This is a genomic window from Chryseobacterium shigense (assembly GCF_900156575.1).
Classification (GTDB): Bacteria; Bacteroidota; Bacteroidia; order Flavobacteriales; family Weeksellaceae; genus Chryseobacterium; species Chryseobacterium shigense.
Genome location: NZ_FTNY01000002.1, coordinates 760,944 through 780,428, shown reverse-complemented (window position 1 = coordinate 780,428; position 19,485 = coordinate 760,944). Strand labels below are relative to the sequence as shown.

Annotated in this window: 17 protein-coding genes; 12 read left to right on the top strand and 5 right to left on the bottom strand. The window is 37.7% G+C overall.

Translation table 11 applies throughout. The features are described from left to right. Nucleotide 1: 1 nt before the first annotated feature. The gene (locus tag BW964_RS08945; protein WP_076506503.1) at nt 2-436 is read right to left on the bottom strand and encodes a GNAT family N-acetyltransferase; all 435 of its coding nucleotides are present in this window, start codon (nt 434-436) and stop codon (nt 2-4) included. A gap of 267 nt (nt 437-703) precedes the next feature. Between BW964_RS08945 and BW964_RS08940 the strand changes: the two genes are divergently transcribed. The 7 genes from BW964_RS08940 (at nt 704) to BW964_RS08905 (ending at nt 11,524) form a co-directional block, all read left to right on the top strand. Next, entirely contained in the window at nt 704-1,579 is an 876-nt protein-coding gene (locus BW964_RS08940) for an aldo/keto reductase (protein WP_076506502.1), read from the top strand. 123 nt (nt 1,580-1,702) lie between these two features. Continuing rightward, nucleotides 1,703-2,758, top strand: coding sequence for an NAD(P)H-dependent flavin oxidoreductase (locus BW964_RS08935; protein ID WP_076506500.1), 1,056 nt, complete (start codon nt 1,703-1,705; stop codon nt 2,756-2,758). Nucleotides 2,759-3,637: 879 nt separating this feature from the next. Beyond that, a complete protein-coding gene (locus tag BW964_RS22520; protein ID WP_165789166.1) occupies nt 3,638-4,114 on the top strand; it encodes a helix-turn-helix transcriptional regulator in 477 nt (158 codons plus the stop codon). A gap of 473 nt (nt 4,115-4,587) precedes the next feature. Next, entirely contained in the window at nt 4,588-5,115 is a 528-nt protein-coding gene (locus BW964_RS08920) for a hypothetical protein (protein WP_076506496.1), read from the top strand. A gap of 214 nt (nt 5,116-5,329) precedes the next feature. Further along, nucleotides 5,330-6,688: a hypothetical protein gene (locus tag BW964_RS08915; protein ID WP_123911922.1), complete on the top strand. Its 1,359-nt coding sequence runs from the start codon at nt 5,330-5,332 to the stop codon at nt 6,686-6,688. A gap of 119 nt (nt 6,689-6,807) precedes the next feature. Then, entirely contained in the window at nt 6,808-10,947 is a 4,140-nt protein-coding gene (locus tag BW964_RS08910) for a lamin tail domain-containing protein (protein ID WP_076506492.1), read from the top strand. Between the two features lie 139 nt (nt 10,948-11,086). Beyond that, entirely contained in the window at nt 11,087-11,524 is a 438-nt protein-coding gene (locus BW964_RS08905; protein ID WP_317044336.1) for a transposase, read from the top strand. 416 nt (nt 11,525-11,940) lie between these two features. Here BW964_RS08905 and BW964_RS08895 read toward each other — a convergent pair whose 3' ends face one another. The 4 genes from BW964_RS08895 to BW964_RS08880 are packed head-to-tail and all read right to left on the bottom strand — an operon-like array spanning nt 11,941 to nt 15,198. Beyond that, nucleotides 11,941-13,278, bottom strand: coding sequence for a UDP-N-acetylmuramate--L-alanine ligase (locus tag BW964_RS08895; protein WP_076506489.1), 1,338 nt, complete (start codon nt 13,276-13,278; stop codon nt 11,941-11,943). 2 nt (nt 13,279-13,280) lie between these two features. After that, nucleotides 13,281-13,721 (bottom strand): hypothetical protein, encoded by a 441-nt coding sequence (locus BW964_RS08890; RefSeq protein ID WP_076506488.1) that lies wholly within the window; start codon nt 13,719-13,721, stop codon nt 13,281-13,283. Nucleotides 13,722-13,734: 13 nt separating this feature from the next. Then, nucleotides 13,735-14,541, bottom strand: a complete 807-nt coding sequence (locus BW964_RS08885) for a lysophospholipid acyltransferase family protein (protein WP_076506486.1) — start codon at nt 14,539-14,541, stop codon at nt 13,735-13,737. Between the two features lie 27 nt (nt 14,542-14,568). Further along, complete coding sequence (locus BW964_RS08880) at nt 14,569-15,198, bottom strand: NUDIX hydrolase (protein WP_076506485.1); 630 nt, start codon at nt 15,196-15,198, stop codon at nt 14,569-14,571. Between the two features lie 349 nt (nt 15,199-15,547). Here BW964_RS08880 and BW964_RS08875 point away from each other — a divergent pair, with 349 nt between their 5' ends. The 5 genes from BW964_RS08875 to BW964_RS08855 all read left to right on the top strand — a co-directional run bounded on the left by BW964_RS08875 (nt 15,548) and on the right by BW964_RS08855 (nt 19,481). Then, a complete protein-coding gene (locus tag BW964_RS08875) occupies nt 15,548-16,366 on the top strand; it encodes a hypothetical protein (protein WP_076506483.1) in 819 nt (272 codons plus the stop codon). Between the two features lie 162 nt (nt 16,367-16,528). After that, the gene (locus BW964_RS08870; RefSeq protein ID WP_076506481.1) at nt 16,529-16,927 is read left to right on the top strand and encodes a hypothetical protein; all 399 of its coding nucleotides are present in this window, start codon (nt 16,529-16,531) and stop codon (nt 16,925-16,927) included. A gap of 10 nt (nt 16,928-16,937) precedes the next feature. Continuing rightward, a complete protein-coding gene (locus BW964_RS08865) occupies nt 16,938-17,669 on the top strand; it encodes a CsgE family curli-type amyloid fiber assembly protein (RefSeq protein WP_076506479.1) in 732 nt (243 codons plus the stop codon). Between the two features lie 11 nt (nt 17,670-17,680). Then, entirely contained in the window at nt 17,681-18,091 is a 411-nt protein-coding gene (locus tag BW964_RS08860) for a curli production assembly/transport component CsgF (protein ID WP_076506477.1), read from the top strand. A gap of 25 nt (nt 18,092-18,116) precedes the next feature. After that, complete coding sequence (locus tag BW964_RS08855; RefSeq protein ID WP_076506474.1) at nt 18,117-19,481, top strand: CsgG/HfaB family protein; 1,365 nt, start codon at nt 18,117-18,119, stop codon at nt 19,479-19,481. Nucleotides 19,482-19,485 lie beyond the last annotated feature (4 nt).

Below are 19,485 nucleotides of genomic sequence, written 5' to 3'. Positions count from 1 at the left end.
TCTACAAACTCATATGAATAATAGGATAGTTTTTTCCAGAACCGTCTTTTTCTGATCTTCCGATCTGCCTGAATCCCATTTTCTCATAAAATCCAATGGCCTGCGGATTTTGTTCGTTGACTTCTACTTTTGTCAATCCTGTTTTATCCTTCATAAATTCAAATAAAATCCTTCCCAATCCTTTTCCGCGTGCCTCATTATGAATAAAAAGCATTTCCAGATTACCTTCAGCTACAGAAGCAAAACCTTCAGCGGTCTCATTTTCCGTTATTAAATGCACTTCCAGGTTGGGAAGATATTCTTGTGGAATGATTTTTTTGAAATACATGAAATCTTCTTCAGCGAGGAAATGATGAGTAGCCTGTACTGCCGATTCCCAGATCTCCATAATTCTTGGATAATCTTCGGCCTTTGCCAATCTGATTGAATATGACATTGTTTTGAGGTTTCTGCAAAAATAGGAAAAATAAGATTTTAGACATCAGAGGTTGGAGGTTAGAAAGATAGAGTTTTGGAGAAGTAGCCATTGGCTTTCTTTGAAGGGGGTATTTTTGCAAAGTAAAAAGACGGGGAAGTCCAAGAAACACCTACCAATATTCCCCAAATCCTTCAACAAACGGTAAAAATGGTAAGTAAGAATCCCATTTTTTTATTGCAAATTTGTTAGGCTATACATTAATATTAAAATTGAAATTAAAAAATTATGCAAAACAAAACATATACAGGACAACCTGTAGTGACATTAAATAACGGAGTGGATATTCCGGCTTTAGGATTTGGAGTCTGGCAGATGGAAAACCTGAATGAATGTGAAAGTGCAGTAATAAAAGCGATTCAGACAGGATATAGAATGATCGATACCGCGGCTATTTATCAGAATGAAACAGCAGTAGGTCAGGCCGTGAAAGACAGTGGAATCAGCCGAGATGAACTATTCATCACTTCAAAAGTATGGGTTCAGGACCATGGCTACGAACAGACCAAAAAAGCATTTCAGAAAACACTGGAAAGATTGCAGATGGAATATCTGGATATGTACCTTATCCATTGGCCTTACGGAGATTTTCTGGGCAGCTGGAAAGCTTTGGAAGAGCTGTACAATGAAGGGAAGATCAAAGCCATTGGAGTATGTAACTTTACAGTAGAAAAATTAGAAGAATTAAAAGCGAACTCAACGGTGCCTCCGGTGATCAACCAGATCGAATTACACCCGGTTTTCCAGCAGAAAGAATTGCAGGGGTATAATAAAGAGAATAACATCATCACCCAGCCTTGGAGTCCTCTTGGGAACGGAAATGCAGATCTTCTGAACAATGCCCAGCTAAAATCAATTGCTGAAAAATATAATAAAACAGTAGCTCAGGTCATTTTAAGATGGCACCTTCAGGAAGGATTTGTTGTGATTCCAAAATCGGTGACGCCTTCCAGAATTGAAGAAAATTTTAATGTTTTTGATTTTGAACTGGGTGACGAAGAAATGAATATCGTTCGATCTCTGGATACCGGAAAAAGACTGTTCTTTGATCCGAAAGACCCTGAATGGGAGGAGAAAATGCTGAAAGTTGTAGCAGATATTTAACCGTATATTTTTATACTTTTCTCCCGCAGATCAAACCGCCATCACAGATTTTTAAGATGATCATCTGCTGAATACGTTTAATCTGCGGGAGAATTTTTTTTAATTTTAAATAAAATAATTCTTATGTTTTGGCCGGACACCATCAGTAAAATTTTGCAGATAAAATATCCTGTAATTCAAGCACCCATGTCTGGAGTAAGTACCCCGCAGATGACTGCAGCTGCGGCAAATGCAGCATGTTTAGGATCGTTGGCATTAGCCGATCTTTCTGCAGATGAGTCTGTAAAACTCATCAGAGAAACCAGAAAACTGACAGATCAGCCCTTTGCCGTGAATATTTTTGTTCATCATATTCCTGAAATGACCCAAGCTTTGAAAGGGAAATTTGTTGAGGTCAAACAATTCATAACACAGTTAGCCAAAGAGAATAATATGGAGGTTACTCTTCCGGATCTTCAAGATATTAAGGTAAACAGCTACCATGAACAGGTAGATGCTATTATTAAGGAAGGGTGTAAAATACTCAGTTTTACTTTTGGAAATCTGGATGAAAATAGCATTCAAAAACTAAAAGAAAATGAAGTAATTCTCATCGGCACCTGTACTTCCGTGGAAGAGGCATTAGCTTTAGAGAAATCGGGAATTGATCTGATCTGTGTACAGGGAATTGAGGCTGGTGGGCACAGAGGAACTTTTGACACTGAAAATATTCCGCTTATCGGTGGAATGTCCCTGCTGTCAGAAGTTTATGAACAGGTAAGGGTTCCCCTCATCTATGCGGGAGGACTATATAACGGAAGAACTTTAAAAGCGGCCAGAGAACTTGGAGCTCAGGCATTCCAGGTGGGGAGCATTCTTTTGGCTTCACAGGAGAGTAATCTGCAGCCGTTTGAAAAGGAAAGGCTTAAAAATATATCAGAAAAAGATATTGTTCTTACAAAAAGTTTTTCAGGACGCTTTGCCAGAGGCCTTACCAATAAATACATCCAGACGCTGGAAGCTTCAGACTTTATTTTGCCTTATCCTTATCAAAATAAGCTCACCAATGAACTTAGACGTGTCTCTAAAACATTGAATAATACTGATTTTGTAAGTATCTGGCTCGGACAGTCCATTCATGACTACAGTCTTCTTTCGACAGGAGAGATTTTGAAAAAACTTATTCTTGATGTACAATAAATTTCTTTCTGTGGAGACATAGGAATTTTATTTGGTAGTATTAGACCATTATCAGAAAATTTGAAGAGTACGAACTGCTCTTATGATAGTATTCAATAGAAATAGGGAAAGCCTGCTAAGATAATACTTAGCAGGTTTCTTTTTGTATCCTTGTATATTACTTGTTTGTAATGAGGGTATTGCACTCGTGAGTATTGATGAGTGTATTTTTTATTTATACTTAAAGTCAAGAAGAATATCTTTGCCATCATTTTAAATCTTACTGGGAGAAAATAGAAATCGTACCATAAGTAGATCAGTGATCATCATTTACGATTTTTGAACAGGTAGGTATTAATGTTTTACACTATGTCTTTGAAAAAAAAAATTATTCCAAAAGTTTCTCAGCTGTTACATTGTATTTCTTTATGGGGGATTGATGAAAGTACCAATGAATTTGAAAAAAACTTTACAGTACTCATCAATCAGCATATGATATTATTATTCTTTATTTTCTTTTTTCACAGCATATCTGTCATCCTATTTTTAGAAATCACCACAGATAGTATTTTCTTAGGTATTATTTCTTTTTTTTGGTTACTGGGAATGCTTTTAAAGGAACACAGGAAAAATAAAAAAGTTTTGTTTTGTGCATTTATCTTTTTGTGTTTGCTTATTACGTACTATTCTTCATATTGCGGGCAGGAGAGCGGTGTTTTTTTGTTTTATTTCCCTTTGATATCTGCATTATCTTTTTTTTTCAAGGTCAAGACAGATAAGAAGATTATCTATTTTCTCGCTTTCTTCATTCTTGCGTGCTTATACATTACGATAGCCTATGATTTTCGATTGGTTGAACCTGGTCGATTGATCATTATCAATGGATATGAAAAAAAATTGATGACTTTAAACGTAACCTTTAGCATCCTGGTATTTGTCGTAGATTATTACTTTATAGAACGTAAAAGATCTATTATTTTTAGGCTTAGCTCTGAAAATCAAGTTAATATCAGTACTATAAAATCTTTGCAGACCGAAAATGAAAGGTTACTGAAAAACCAGTTTATAGTGAATAATCTCACAGAAGAAAATATCAATGAGATTATGAGACTCGCTCAAAAAGATGATCCCTTTTTCTTAGACAGGTTTCAGTTTTTTTTTCCGGATTTTTTTTCGAAACTGGATCATATCGGAGCGAAACTTATTTTGTCTGATCATCACTTGTGTGCCATGATGAGATTAAATCTGGATACGAAACAAATTGCCACCTATACCAATACAACGATCAAATCTGTAGAGAGTAAAAAATACAGATTAAGAAAAAAATTGAATATTCCTTCTGATGTGGAAATAACTCAGTGGATATTAAGTGTTTAGTTGTTTTTATGCAAGATGAATACATCTCTATTTTGTGAGTTTTTACACTTGCGAGTGTTGATGAGGGTGTTTTTAATTGTAAAAAATCTGAATTAGAAACAATTTTGCCATTGTAAAAAGCACACTTAACCTATGATTAATTTTCAAAACAAACCTAACATCTATTTTCATAAACTGACTCAGAATCTTAATAGAGGTAGAGGGTAAGTACTTACGAAGAGTACTTGATGTCTTTATCATCTCCACTAAGAAATTGAAGATAACAGTTCTCTCATTCGAAAAATTAATTTCAAAATAACCGAAATCTTTCCAGGCAATATATCTCCAGCATTTTTGAAAGGTTTTCCTATCTGACAATGACACACAAAGAAATAATGAAAATTTTTTACCAAAGGTACTTTTCTGTAACGGGAAAGTGTCTGAGTTTTTTTTGTTTATTTTTTTGTTTTACAGCATTTTCTACACCAACATTAATGGATACGGAAAGCTCACTGCACTTTAGTACGGAAACGTTGTTGTATATCGAAAGAGACTCTCTTTCACTAGCAGGTGATTATGCGGGTGCTGTTGTTTTTATTGCCAATAATGCAGAAATCTATGGTCTGAAATCTATTAATAATGCTCACTTTATCATACAGCAAAACAGGAAAATCGGTGATGAATCTAATGCCCATGAGAAGCCTGCAAAAAAACAACCTGTTCATACACTGAAATCATCTTCTCCGATCGATCCTGCTGATGAGAAGGTCTATTTATCTGAAAATAGCGTACACTCAAAATCCAGTGAGCACTTTACCGCAAGTACACATTTTAGTAATGCTGCCGTAATTCCATTAAGTAATATCAATCTAAAAACAGCCATGCCCGTTCCCTTATATTTTAACATTTCCAGGGGCTTTTTATTGGAATCATCTTTGGAGAAAGAATGCTTTTTCTTTTTGATTCATAGACTGTCATTTGATAATTATAAAGTAAGGCCACCTCCCTGCAATATCACGTAATACTGCTGAAACTTTACAAGAGAAATACAGAACTCAATATAATATAGGGAGTAATATACAGAGAAGTATACGTATTCACTCAGGAAATATGACAAGATCATCATGTCCGTATTGTAGAGATTCATAAATTTTAAAAAATCACAAAAACCTGTCTTGATCCTTAAAAAACTATAAGGATGCAGGTAACTCATATAATCAGAAAAAAAATAACATTATGATGAAATATTTTATTGCATTTTTTGCACTTATAACCAGTTCATTAATTTTTGGGCAGGTAGGTATAAATACGTCGAAACCGAATTCTAAATCGGGCTTGCACGTATCGGAAAGAAATGATCCCTCAAGCACTGCTGCACCGGATCGGTTTAATGGGGTTATCATCCAGCGATATACCACAGCCGAAAGAGCCACTATTGCACCGGGTGCTGCTGAAAATGGTTTAACGATCTACAACACCAGCACAAGCTGTTACAATGTCTGGAATTGGAATTCCGGAACTGGAACGGGAAGCTGGACTGCGCTTTGTGGTGAAAAGCAGGGACTTGTAGAATTTATTGACTGTAATTCTATAAAAGTAGTGGGTAAATACGTCACGGACAAACCTCTTAGTTCCCAGACCGTTCATATTGAGGTGCCGGTGAAGGTAACTCAACTGGGAAGTTATTCATATACCACCAATACGGTTAATGGTGTTACGTTTACAGCTCAGGGTACTTTTGTGAATCTGGGACCTCAAACGGTAAACCTTTATCCTACAGCGATCACGGCGACTCCTGCAGGTGGAGTTTTCAATTATTCGGTAACGGTAGCTCCTACAGCAGCCGGTTCGTCAGGAATTATCTGTAACAATGTTTCTGTTGGATTTATTAACAGGGCTGGTGCCACTATGAAAATTGTAAATGTGCCTGGTACTAACGGATCGTCATTAGTTGCAGGAACTAATTCATCAGGATTGGTGTATCAATGGTTAAACGGAATAAACACTATTGGGGCATCTAATTCAGCTCTCTCTTATTCCGGAACAGCAGACATTCAGATTGTAAATGTCAGCTTAAATAGTTTGGTAGCATTAGAGAATGCATTAGAAGGTGCATCAGGTATTATCGTTGGTGCGAATGATGGTATTAATGCTGGTTTTGCCAATGTTATTAAGGAATGGAATGAATCTACAGGGGGGTTTGTGATCAACTATGCAGACTCTGTAAGTGAATCAGGTCTAGCAGACATATTGAAATTTTATGTGGAAAATGGAAATACGGCAAATGCTATAGTCAATGCAAATGCAAGCAGTCTGCCGCAAATATTCGGTGCCGGACAACCATTCCTGATCTCTCCGGGTCTTAATATTGGCTCTGATGGAAGTAATGCAGGACAAATTTCTACAAGTAAGGGAACAAATTTTATCAATATTGAGGCAAGAAGGGGCGGAGTTATAGATCTTACCAGAAATATAGTATTATTTGGAGATAAATTTGGAAATGCTACTGCAACATCGGCAGGGCCAAAACAAAATTTCGCAAGAGTTTTGTGTGATGTCTTCGCCTATTTCATAAAAGATGCCCCGGTCTATTAAATCAATTACTTATCCATATTTCACAATAAAGTATGGAACGACGATAAACATATGGGCTATACTCCTATAAATTTTGAGCTGCCGATTTTGCAGGCAGCTCTTTTTACAAAAAAAATAAAATGAAAAAAATTTTAATATCGGCTCTATTTCTTCCTTTCGCGCTATCCGCGCAAAACACTCTTCAGATGGAGATTTCTGCACAAAATAACGATGCAGAAGTAAGAGCAAACAATACCGTAGATTTCGGAAGTTCCGATCTGGAACTTTCTGGGAAAGATGGAACGGTTTCTCAGGAAACCTATTTAAGATTTGAAGGTATTTCATTGCCATCAGATGCTGTCATCAATAATGCCTATCTTATACTCTATGGTGATGAAGCAAGCAGTTCGCCAACTGTTATAAAAATTACCGGGGAGACTGGAAACTCTTTAGCATATCCTGTATCTACTGCGGCCACAACGGGACTGAATATAAAATCGAGAAATTATACAACGGCTTTTGCCGAATGGGCAACCAATGGGTGTGTTGTCAATCAAAAATATCAGTCACCTGATTTGAAAAATATCCTTCATGAAATGTTTCCTAACGGAATCAATAATGCGAATCTTGCATTCCGGTTACAGGGAAATGAGCAAGGTGCCTTTACGGTAAGATCTTTTTCAAATACTGCTTACCGACCGAAGTTGGTCATTGATTACTGGTCTATGCAGGGCAGTTTATCAGCTGTAGTGACTGCTAATAATGATGACGGATGGGAAAATACATCAGGAGGGGTTAATTTAGGAACAGATTATCTTAGGCTTGGTGGCGTGGCAGATGTGAAAAAACATGCAGTCCGTTTTCAAAATGTTCAGATTCCTGCTGATGCACAAATTACAGATGCATATATTGAATTTTATTCATACGGAGCTAGTCAGGCAGGAAATATGGATATTTATTCCGAAATAGGAAATCCGGCGACTTATGCAGGCACTGCCAAGAATATAACCTTAAGAGAACGTTCTGTAAATAAAGTCAATTGGAGCACAACAGCCTGGACTACTGGAAACACTAAAAACCGTACCCCTAATCTTAAAAACATTATTGAAGAAAACCGTTTAAGTGGCTGGCAATCTGGCAACAGCCTTGCTTTTCAGTTTGATGGATTGGGGACGAATAACGGAGCAATCGCCCGCTCTTATGAAGGTGGTGCCAATTACCGTCCTAAGCTGGTTGTAGAATATCTAAATAACGGGCAGGGGGCATCTATTGAAGGCGCGGTCACTGATCCTGCTTTAATGAATGAGCTTTACATCAATGAAGTATCTTCTCAGGGAACCACAGTTCAAAGTGAAGATTGGATAGAATTATACAATAACAGCAATGATCATCTGCATATACAAGGAGGCGTTTACCTCTCCAATAAAAATTCAGACAAAACATTACATGAACTTAAAAATATTTTTATTCCGGCTCATGGATACGCTGTTTTTCTGGCAGATAAAAAATCGGCTGAGGGAAATCAACATCTGAATTTTGATCTTAAAAACTCCGGAGCGACCCTTTATCTTTCCAGAAAAGTGGCTGGAAACATTGTTTTACAAAATGAACTTACCTACGGAAATATTCCATTTAATCAATCCGTAGGAAGACTTCCGGATGGAGGAGGAAGCTTTTCCAACTTCATTGTTCCAACTTATAAGGAAACTAATTCTAATGGAAAGCAGAAGTTAGAGCTTACATTCAGTAAAGAGCGGGGAATCTATCCGTCAGGATTCGATTTGACAATTTCTGCACCTGCAGGGACTACCGTTAAATATACGCTTGATGGAAAATATCCTTCAGAAACGGTAGGCTCTCTTTATTCTGCACCAATTCCTGTAAGCAAATCATCTGTTGTTAAAGTATATGCTTATAATACTACAGGTAATTCGGGGGTTGTGGCGCATACTTATGTCCTGCAAAACAATTACGGGAATGAAAACACCAGTGTAGGATATAATCAATGGTTATATAAATCTACTATTACAGCAGAGGAATATGCTCAGGCGATTGCTCAGATACCTGTTGTTTCGGTTTCTACCAACGCAGAACCTAGTGCGAATTGGGTAGAAGGGTCATTCGAGTATATTGATAATAACATATACAGCGGAAGATCTAATTTTTTCAGTAATTCTATGACAAGGAAGTTCGGACAGGAAAGTTTAGGGTTCTACAATCCTAATCTTACCGTAAAATTTAATTCTGATGCGAAGGTGAAAAAAGCTAATTATCCTTTCTTCGACAATTATCCCGGTGATGCTTTTGAGGTGCCTGAAAAAATTCACAACATCGAATTAAAACAGGGCCAGGACAATGCAACAAGAAATGTATTCAACATTGGATATATGCGCTTCAGCGAAAAAATAACGATGAATCTTCAGAAGGAAATGGGAAAATATGCATTGGATACGCGCTATGTCAATCTTTTTATCAACGGTAGATACAGGGGGCTGAAAACCATGCGTAATGATTTTGGAACCAAAAATATTGAAGAACTATTCGGTGATGATGATAGTCATTATACTAAGATAACTTTACAGGATGGTTCTTTTACCAACGGTATTGTGGAAACAGGCGATGGGAGTACTGCGGTATGGAATGCTATAAAAAGTGCGGCCTCAACGAAAAACTTTCAGCAGTTTAAAAGTCTGGTAGATGTAGATGATTTCATCAAATTCCAGATCATGTTTATGTTTATCGATTGTGAGAACGAAGCAGAAGCAATTACCCATAATACAGATCCTAATATCATGAAAACTAAATTCATGATCAACGATACCGACGGAGCCTTTTTCGGAGGGTTGACCGCTTCATCATCTACCGTAGCACTGAATCCAATAGGATTTGCTGGCGGTGGCGGAAATTATAAATTTAAATGGCAGGGGACCATCAGCAGAAATGGTCCAGGTCAGCTTTTTAGCCAGTTTATGGGTTCGAATACCAATATTTCTATAGGAAACCTTGAATTTAAAACACTGGTTAAAGATGCTGTGTTGAGGTATATTGGTCCGGCTTCCGGTACTTTCTCCGGAGCGGACGGAGCGCCATTGTCTGTATTGAATGTGCAGAATAAAATAACGGCAACGGTGAACGAACTTGATAAAGTGTATAAACTGGATGCCGCCTATATGGGCTACACCGGTAATGTTTATCAGCAATGGAAAAATACAGATTATCCCCGTATTCTGGCTCAGGTTCCGGAAAGAGTAGGATTTACTTTGAAAAAGTGGCTTGAATTCAATATGGCGCATACACTTTCTTCATCTACAATTCTTGCCGCGAATGTTGTAAAGGATACGGATACCATTCAAATAGATAACCCCAATTCCGGAACAGAGCTTTATTATACCCTAAACGGAACAGATCCAATGGGTAACGATGGAGTCATTTCTTCTGAGGCCCATTTGTATAACGGAACATTTTCGCTCCCTGCAGGAAGCTATACCATTGCCACACGTGCCTTCGTAACCAACAACTGGGGACCGCTTGTTTCAAAAGCAGTAAGAGTGGAAGCACAACAGGCGGGTCAATTTGTAATTACAGGAATCAATTATAAACCATTATCCAACGGAGATGCCGAGTTTATACTCATTGCAAATCCAGGTCATGCCGATTTAGATGTTTCCGGCTATACTATTTCCGATGCTGTGAACTATACATTCCCTCAGGGAACTGTAATTCCGAAAAATAAGACCATCATGCTGGCGAAAAACCTGTCATTGATTTCAGGATTTGATGAATATACCAAATACCAGTGGACCAGCGGAAGTCTCAATAATTCCGGAGAAGCCATGACGTTTAAAGACAGTGCAGGAAGTACAATAGATCAAGTTTCTTACACGAATGTTTCACCGTGGCCGGTGGAAGCGAACGGACAGGGATATTACCTGAAACTTAAAGCTTCGGATCTGGATAATGCACTGCCTGAAAGTTGGGAAGCGAAATCACTGACTTTTTCACAGGCAAAAATGATTTCTTCAAAAGCAGCTGAAAAGGAGGGAGACATCATGGTAAAAAGTGTGAAAATATACCCTAATCCTGTAAAAGATATCTTGTTTATCAGTCTTAAGGAAAAATCCGTGATCAGAGTCTATACGAGCGGTGGACAACTGATTGAAACAAAGTCTCTGGATGAAGGAGAACATAGTGTGAATGTTTCATCCTGGAACAGAGGAACTTATTTGATCCGTGTTTCCGGACAGAAAGAAGTTAAGACCTATAAAATAATGAAAGAATAATCAAATAAACAGGCCCCCGGATTAAATAATATATATACAAATGATGGGAAAGAATTTCAAAGGGGGCTTGTTTTATATCAGCTGGAGGATAGGCAATTGATTAATATACATACCATTGATTTTAAAAATGAATTAGATTATGAAAATTAATTTTAAAAATATACATATTGGAAATATAATACAGCAAAAAGTAAAAGAAGATCAAATAGAAATGTCCCGTATATGCAATTTTCTAAAACGATCTGAAGCTGAAATAGCAGACATGTTTACATTGGAAAGTCTGGGCTCTGAAATTCTTTTGAGATGGAGTAAACTATTGAAATATGATTTATTCAGACTGTATTCCCAACATTTAATATTGTATGCACCTACTGCCAATATACCCCCAAAAAATCAGGAAAGCCTTCTTCCCGTATTTAGGAAACGGATCTACGCAAAAGAAATCATAGACTTTATTCTGGAATTAATTAATACCCGAGAAAAGACAAAACAGCAGATCATTGAAGAATATAATATTCCTAAAACGACTTTATACAAATGGATCGCAAAACAAGAACAAATCAATTCAAAATACTGATAACATCACCAATGCACCCAAAATAAATTGTACCATATGAATCAACCCAACTACACTAAAATTTATAATGATCTGATTGAAAGAAATTTTCCTGAAAAAAAAGAAGAATTTGAAGATTTACTTTCAAAAAAAATCAAGAACTCCCTTGACCTGATCAAGATCAATAATATGATTTTTAACCATCAAAATAAAGAAACCAATTTTTTTAATCAGAGATTGCGCTCTTATGACGAAGAAAGCATTAAAAAGATTTTAAAATATCAGATATCAAATCAACTTAATAATCGGCAGACCGCTAATCTATTTAAACTAAGTAGGAATACAGTGTCGAAATGGAAAAAGATATTTGCTTTGAAAAATAATTGAAAAGAATAAGCCTTTCAGAAAATCTGAAAGGCTTATTTTATTAATAGTTGTTATTTTGTTAGATCCAATCCACCAAAGTTACCCGAACTCATCATAAGGAATACTCCATGTGTCTTGTCCAGAGTTTCCCAATATGCATGAAGTTCTTCCGCGTTGGTAAATACTCTTAATCCTTCATTTTTAAATTTCTCTTTGATCAGTTCTGGGGAAATAGGATCCATTCTTTTGATCTTTAAAGCATCTTCAGAATAGAAAACTACGGCTTCGTCCAACCCATCCATAGCGTGATCATATTGTTCCAGAAAAACAGGGTTTAAACTTGAATAGGTATGAAGTTCCAGAAAACCATATTTCTTTTCCTTTTTAAACTGTTCACAGAAAGCTTTTACCGCCGCCTTTACTTTACTCGGTGCGTGAGCGAAATCTTTATACAGCGTTCCCTGATCTTCTCTTTCCACTTTTTCAAGACGTTTGGAAGCCCCTTTGAAACTCATAATAGCTTCATAGAAATCCTCATCCATAATTCCCAGCTGGCGGCAGATATGTCTTGCCCCTTCCATATTCAGCAGATTATGGGCTCCAAAAACAGAAAGAGGAACATCACCCATTTCGGTTTTCAGATAAACTTTTCCGTTGCTGATCTCATATTCAGGCGTTTTATAAGGGATTTTTCTGAAATAATTTTCAGCTGATTCCACTACTTTTACGACTTCTGCATCTTCTTCATTGTAGACCAGAACACCACCGGCGGTAATGCTCGCTACAAATTTTCTGAACTGCTCGATATAGTCATCGAAAGTTTTAAATACATTGATGTGGTCCCATGCGATACCACTCATTAAAGCGATATTCGGTTGGTACAAAAGAAACTTTGAACGCAGATCAATGGGAGAGGAAAGGTATTCATCCCCTTCCAATACCATGAAGTCATTGTCCTGGGTGAGTTTTACCATGCAGTCAAATCCTTCCAGCTGTGCCCCCACCATAAAATCTACATCTTTCTGGTGAAAGTTCAACACATGAAGAATCATTGAAGTAATCGTTGTTTTACCGTGTGATCCGGCGATGACTACCCTTGTTTTGTTTTTCGACTGTTCGTAAAGAAATTCAGGATATGAATAAATTTTTAAACCCAGTTCTTTTGCTCTTGCCAGCTCAGGATTGTCCTGGTGTGCATGCATTCCAAGGATAATAGCATCAATATCCGTTGTGATCTTCTCCGGAAACCAGCCCATTTCCTGAGGCAGAATTCCTTTCTTTTCCAATCTGGATTTTGAGGGCTCAAAAATAGCATCATCCGAACCTGTAACCTGATATCCTTTGTCTTTTAACGCAATAGCAAGATTATGCATGGCGCTTCCGCCGATAGCAATGAAGTGGGTTTTCAACTTTATTTATTGTTTTTTACATTGTTATTAATAATCTCCTGGAAAGTACCCAGAATGTTGGCCCAGTTTGTAGTAAAATTCGGCATGACCATGCTGGCATCTGTTTTACTTCCTTCATTGGGCCCCTTTTTTATATTGATAGAAGTGGTAACATTATCATACAGCTTTTTACGGTCTTCCTCGATCCTTCTGAAATTGTTTTGGGAAAGGGCCTGGTCCAGTTTCTTTAAATCTTCATTTGAGATTTTGAAATCCTGTTTGTGCTTTTTACCATGCCCTTCAAAAGAATAATGTGCATTGTTGCCTTTGATCAGCAGGTTTTCATATACGGGGCTAATACCTCCGTTTCTGGAATAGCTGATATCAAAATCTGAATATACTTTCTGGCTGTTGCACGAAACTAATACTATGACCGCGAATAAGATCCCTAATATTTTGTTCATAATTTTACTTACTTTAATGATTTGAATCTTTTTGTTCTAATTTTTTAGCTTTAAGTTCTTCATCATAATTGTGCAATACATTGAAATCTTCTGTCTGCTCAATGGCAGTCATAATCTTCAATAAAATTTCAGGCGCTTTTTCATTATCGTAATCGATATCCAGAGGGGGTTTGAACTCCATGGTAGGTTTTACGCCTGTTACCTTTACCCGGAGGCCTTTCTTGTCAAATGCCCTTCTGAAACCGTTGATCTTGATAGGGATTACGATAGGGCGTTGGTTCTTAACCAATTTGGCCGTTCCTCTTCGTCCTTGTGCAAAGGCAGAAGTAGTACCTTGAGGGAAAGTAGCTACCCAGCCGTTGTCTAAGGCTTTCATAATATTGTCTACTTCGGTAAGATCTACCATTCTGTTGACATTTTTACCTTCTGCTCTCCAGGTTCTCTTTACCGTTACAGCACCCGCGATCTTGAAGATCTTGGGAAGAATTCCTTTATTCATGGTTTCTTCTGCTGCTACATAATAAAAATCGATCTTGGGATTGAGCAGATAGATCGGATTTTTGATGGTGTCCAGATATCCGTTATTTACAGCACAGAATGCATGATACATGGCTGCTACATCTGCAAAGTAGGTCTGATGGTTACATACAAAAAGCACATTGGAATCGGGGAGATCCACAAGGTGTTCCGTACCGGTTATCTTCAGTTTATTAAAGCCGTTGAACCTTCTGTAGGATACAATTCCTAAAATAAAAATGATTAACCTTTTTAAAAAATAAGGTGTTCCGAATGCATCGGTGAAAATATTTTTCTTCGCCATTTCTCTATTAAACACGGTAGTGCAAAGTTACATTTTTTTCAACAACTGGCTAAACTCACTCAATATCATCGCTGTAGCACCCCAGATAATATATCCGTTGAAATTAATGACCGGGACTTCATGTCCGGCTGTACTTGGAAGTTCCATCATTTCAGGATTATCCGGAAGGCTGAGGAAAGAAGTAATAGGAAATTCTATAGTTTCTACGGCCTCGCTTTGTTGAAGAACGAAAAGTGGGTTCTTTTTAGTATACGAAATATAAGGGTATACATAAAAATTACTTGGCGGAACATAGATAGGAGACATTTCTCTGATCACTCTCATATAATGCTTATCTATCCCAATCTCTTCCGAAGTTTCACGAACAGCCGTTTCTGCAAAATCTCTGTCCATTTCTTCACGTTTGCCGCCTGGCAGGGAAATTTGTCCACTGTGTCTGTCATGTTCGTTAATGGTTCTCTGGATCAGTGGGAAATACCATTCATCGTCTTTTAAATACAATACGATATTTACCGCGGCAAATTTTGGATTTTTTGCCAGTACTTCGTCATACGTAAATACGGGGCGGGAAGGCGGTGAAAATACCCCATGAGCATCTACTCCGGGTAGTTCTACATTTGTAATTTTCCTCAATAAATCTTTTCCAAAACTTTCCATAGCTCAAATTTAGCAATATATACCGAAGAAAAGAATAGGCATTAACATTAATTAACCATTGAGAAAGATTTAAGATTCAAAAATTTAAAGATTTAAAAATTCAAGGTGGAGAAAATGAATATTATTTCTATTTACTAAAATTAGAGTTATTTAATATATTTATTTGTAAATCAAGGTGATGTTGTACCGTATTTTTACGTAACCGAAACACGTTACCCTGGCAAAACTGTAAACAGTTACATCCGGAACGGTAAACCGTGATTTTTAAAATTTACACTTTAGCCGTGGTTTCTCGCTTACGTTTAGCCTATACCTTTGTCATACTATTAACCAATTAATTTTTATCAAAATGAAAAACTTTATCACAGGTGTGTTTACACTAATGGCCATGAGTTTCAGCTTCGCACAATCAAATATTGATCTTACTGCCCAGATTGGAAACTTGAATGTTGCTACTGTTGATCAGACAGGTCTTTTGAATATCAATACTTTAATGCAGGATGGAAACCGTAATACGGCAGATATTGATCAGATCGGTATTCTGAATGTTAATACCGCCGAAAGTATCGGAAACAGAAACTCTATTGATGTAGACCAGACTGGTCTTGGGAATACAAATGAGGTAAGCCAGACAGGAAACAGAAATTCTGCAGTAACCTGGCAGCTTGGTGCCTTTAATTCTACAGAACAAACTCAGATCGGAAGAAGAAACGAAACCTCTTCTTTACAGTTGGGTGTAGGAAACGTAGTAGTACAATATCAGGATGGAAGAAGAAATGATGCTTCTGCAATTCAGTTAGGTAACGGTAACGATGCTTATCAGGTTCAGCTTGGAAGAAGAAATGAAGCAAGCGGTCTTCAGGTCGGTAATGACAACCTTTTGGTACAATATCAGGATGGTAATGACAACAATGCCACCCATGATCAGGCTGGTAACAACAATATTGCCGCTTCAGTTCAGATGGGTGATGATAATACAGCGATAGGAGCGCAGGTGGGAAATGGTAATCAGCTTTATCAACTTCAACTAGGAGACTCCAATACAGCAGTGGATGTTCAGATGGGAAATAATAACTTTACCTGGGTAGCTCAAAGCGGAGACTCTCACATTCATGTAGGAACCCAGATGGGTAACGGAAACTCAATGGTAGTCAACCAATCCAATTAATCAATGAACTGTAATCAACAATAAAAGGAGAAGCTGCGGTTTTCTCCTTTTTTAAGCTTTAGAATGATCAGCATACCCGGAAACCGTGATTTTACAGATGTACCTGCTGGGCGTGTTTTTCCAAATACTCTATTCATGTACCTTTATTAAAAATTAATGACCATGTTGAAATTGAGGTGGGGTGCCTTTACACTTTTCGCAGTACTGCTCGTACATGCACAACAGATAGACTGGGACCGGGTCAACAGCAGTACAGTTCTTGATCTTCTTTCAAAACAACAGACAGAGCAGGGACTTTATGGCTCCAATATTATTCAGATAGGCAATCAAAACAACGCGGAACTTTCTCTTAACGCGAAAACCAATATTGCCGTCCAACAACTAGGAGATTACAATACTCTTTATTTCATGAATTCATTTACGGATAAAGAATCCAAGACGACCATTAGTACACAGGGAAACAACAATATCATTGATATTACCGGAAGCAACACGGTCTCAGACGGAATGCAGATCAGTGTAAAGGGGGATAACAAAACGATTTTCATGAGAAATTATTAAAACACACGTGATGAAATTTTTATATTCTTTGAGCTTGTGCACTTTATTTGTCTTCCTGTCTGCAATGGTTAAAGGGCAGGAAGATAAAAAAGTGAATGCCAGAATAGAAAGAAGCATTCTCGAAAATCAGATCAGACTGAAAGCTGTGATCACCAACAATACCCAGGTTTATAAAGAACTGAATTATCTGTTGATTTCCATAAAAAAAGGAAAATCAGGAAATCTTTCCAACAACCAGCAAAGCGGGAAATTCTCTATGAATCCCAATGAAGTAAAGGTTTTATCTGAGATCAATGTCAATCTTGAACCTAAAGATGCCCTCAAAGTTTTTCTGTATGTAAGAGATGAAGAGACCCAGAAGATGATGGCTAAAGACAGCCTGGAAATCAACAACGATCTATTCAAAAAAAAAACAGCTAAGGTGGAAGAAGATGCTGTATTCGAGCTCAAAGGACTTACCATTGATGAGACTAAAACAAAAGTAGGAAAAGACTTTTATGACATTTTTTACATGCAGTACAGTCAGATGTCCGATAAAAGCAGTGGAGCAGTTACGATTTCCGAACTTCCTCTTCGTGGCACCAGCGGCCAGATCAGCATCCAGATGGATGACAAAGTAATTTACAGTTTTATGACCAATCCCAACGAAGATTACTTGAATGAACAGCTGGCAGCCAGCTTAAAATATATCAAAGAATTTAATGCAAAGAAAAACCTTATCAAAAATGAATTTATCTACTAAAAACGTCCGCCATGAAAACCTTTATCCTTATTTTAATCTTTATTGCGGGTATTTTCTCCGGAAAATCTCAGCAGCTCGTTTATAAGCCTGTCAATCCGGCATTCGGAGGTGATACCTTTAATTACCAGTGGCTTTTAAGTTCAGCAAATGCTCAGAATCAGTTTGATGAAAAAAATGATTACAGCAGTTTGCTCGATAATGTTAATTCGCTCGACAGTTTCAGCCAGAGTATCAATCGGCAGGTGCTGAGTGAGTTGTCCAGGAAACTGTTTGAAGATCAGTTCGGGGAGGGTAGTTTAAAGCCAGGAAATTATCTTTTCGGATCACTTTATCTCCAGATCACTACAACAGCTCAGGGACTTTTGATCAATATTTTGGATACCAGTTCAGGCGATCAGTCCGAGATCGTGATTCCAAAATAAAAAATAACTAAAAACCAAACTTACCATGAGAACTTATGCTTACACCAGAATTTTTTTCTGTACGTTTCTGCTGTGCTTCATGCAGGCCTGCAGTTCCATCCTGGGTCTTCCTTCTGATCCCGAAAGATCTACCATGGGAGAGCTCACACCCTCTACTGCGGAATTGAGGAACCTTCCTCTTCCCAAAGAAAAAATTGTCATCGGCGTGTACAAATTCAGGGATCAGACCGGCCAGTATAAACCGTCCGAAAACGGAAATAACTGGAGCACGGCAGTTCCACAAGGGACCACCACCATTTTGATTAAAGCACTCGAGGACAGCCGGTGGTTTATCCCTATTGAAAGGGAAAATATTGCCAATCTTTTAAACGAAAGACAGATCATCCGGTCCACAAGACAGGAATACATGAAAGACGCTGATAAAAACAGTCAGGCACTTCCACCTCTTCTCTATGCAGGAATTCTTCTGGAAGGTGGGGTGATCTCTTACGACAGCAATGTCATGACCGGAGGCCTGGGAGCAAGATACTTCGGAATAGGGGCTTCTACCCAATACCGCCAGGACAGAATCACTATTTATCTGCGTGCTGTATCTACTCTTAATGGTGAAATTCTCAAAACCGTCTATATCTCCAAAACAATTCTTTCCACCAGTGTGAACGGAAGCTTTTTCAGATATATCGATACAGAAAGACTGCTGGAAGCAGAAGTTGGGCTTACCCAAAATGAACCCGTTCAGCTTGCTGTCACTGAAGCGATCGAAAAAGCAGTAAGATCTCTGATTGTTGAAGGCATCAGAGATAAGATATGGGGAAAATCATCTGAAAACTTAACGGGTTACCAGAGTTTGATCAATGATTACAACAAAGAGCAGGAGGAAAATGTCGGAAGAACGGTGGGGAATAAATTTCCTGAGAACTACAGACAGAAAATGTCATTTTTTGCCAATATAGAAGCCCAGAAGATCAAAGATGATTATGTAAATCCTAAAATGAATGCCGGTGGAAAAGTAGGGGTAAAATATTTTATCAACCCAAATTTCAATATTGAAGCCAGCGGCAGCTATTTTACATTGGAGAATCAAAATATTATCAAAAAAAATTACATAGTTCCTGAACTCAATCTCGAATTTCTTTTGTTCCCGAAATACAGATTCAGTCCATACGTTTACGGTGGAATGGGAGCTATGTTTTCAAAATACAAACCACAGTACAAAGGACAGGTGGGGGGCGGACTTGAATATATGATCGGGAATAATACCGCAGTACGGGCTTCGTCACAATATGATATAGGCTTTAAAGATGATTGGGAAGGTCTGGTAAATGGCAAAAGAAAAGATCAGGCGCTCCGGTTTGCACTGGGAATCAATTTTTACCTTGGAAACAAATAAAAAC

Excerpts from the sequence above, each read along its gene's own strand:
- BW964_RS08945 (WP_076506503.1), bottom strand. The coding sequence starts at position 436 with ATGTCATATTCAATCAGATTGGCAAAGGCCGAAGATTATCCAAGAATT.
- BW964_RS08940 (WP_076506502.1), top strand. The coding sequence starts at position 704 with ATGCAAAACAAAACATATACAGGACAACCTGTAGTGACATTAAATAAC.
- BW964_RS08935 (WP_076506500.1), top strand. The coding sequence starts at position 1,703 with ATGTTTTGGCCGGACACCATCAGTAAAATTTTGCAGATAAAATATCCT.
- BW964_RS22520 (WP_165789166.1), top strand. The coding sequence starts at position 3,638 with ATGACTTTAAACGTAACCTTTAGCATCCTGGTATTTGTCGTAGATTAT.
- BW964_RS08920 (WP_076506496.1), top strand. The coding sequence starts at position 4,588 with ATGGATACGGAAAGCTCACTGCACTTTAGTACGGAAACGTTGTTGTAT.
- BW964_RS08915 (WP_123911922.1), top strand. The coding sequence starts at position 5,330 with ATGATGAAATATTTTATTGCATTTTTTGCACTTATAACCAGTTCATTA.
- BW964_RS08910 (WP_076506492.1), top strand. The coding sequence starts at position 6,808 with ATGAAAAAAATTTTAATATCGGCTCTATTTCTTCCTTTCGCGCTATCC.
- BW964_RS08905 (WP_317044336.1), top strand. The coding sequence starts at position 11,087 with ATGAAAATTAATTTTAAAAATATACATATTGGAAATATAATACAGCAA.
- BW964_RS08890 (WP_076506488.1), bottom strand. The coding sequence starts at position 13,721 with ATGAACAAAATATTAGGGATCTTATTCGCGGTCATAGTATTAGTTTCG.
- BW964_RS08885 (WP_076506486.1), bottom strand. The coding sequence starts at position 14,541 with ATGGCGAAGAAAAATATTTTCACCGATGCATTCGGAACACCTTATTTT.
- BW964_RS08880 (WP_076506485.1), bottom strand. The coding sequence starts at position 15,198 with ATGGAAAGTTTTGGAAAAGATTTATTGAGGAAAATTACAAATGTAGAA.
- BW964_RS08875 (WP_076506483.1), top strand. The coding sequence starts at position 15,548 with ATGAAAAACTTTATCACAGGTGTGTTTACACTAATGGCCATGAGTTTC.
- BW964_RS08870 (WP_076506481.1), top strand. The coding sequence starts at position 16,529 with ATGTTGAAATTGAGGTGGGGTGCCTTTACACTTTTCGCAGTACTGCTC.
- BW964_RS08865 (WP_076506479.1), top strand. The coding sequence starts at position 16,938 with ATGAAATTTTTATATTCTTTGAGCTTGTGCACTTTATTTGTCTTCCTG.
- BW964_RS08860 (WP_076506477.1), top strand. The coding sequence starts at position 17,681 with ATGAAAACCTTTATCCTTATTTTAATCTTTATTGCGGGTATTTTCTCC.
- BW964_RS08855 (WP_076506474.1), top strand. The coding sequence starts at position 18,117 with ATGAGAACTTATGCTTACACCAGAATTTTTTTCTGTACGTTTCTGCTG.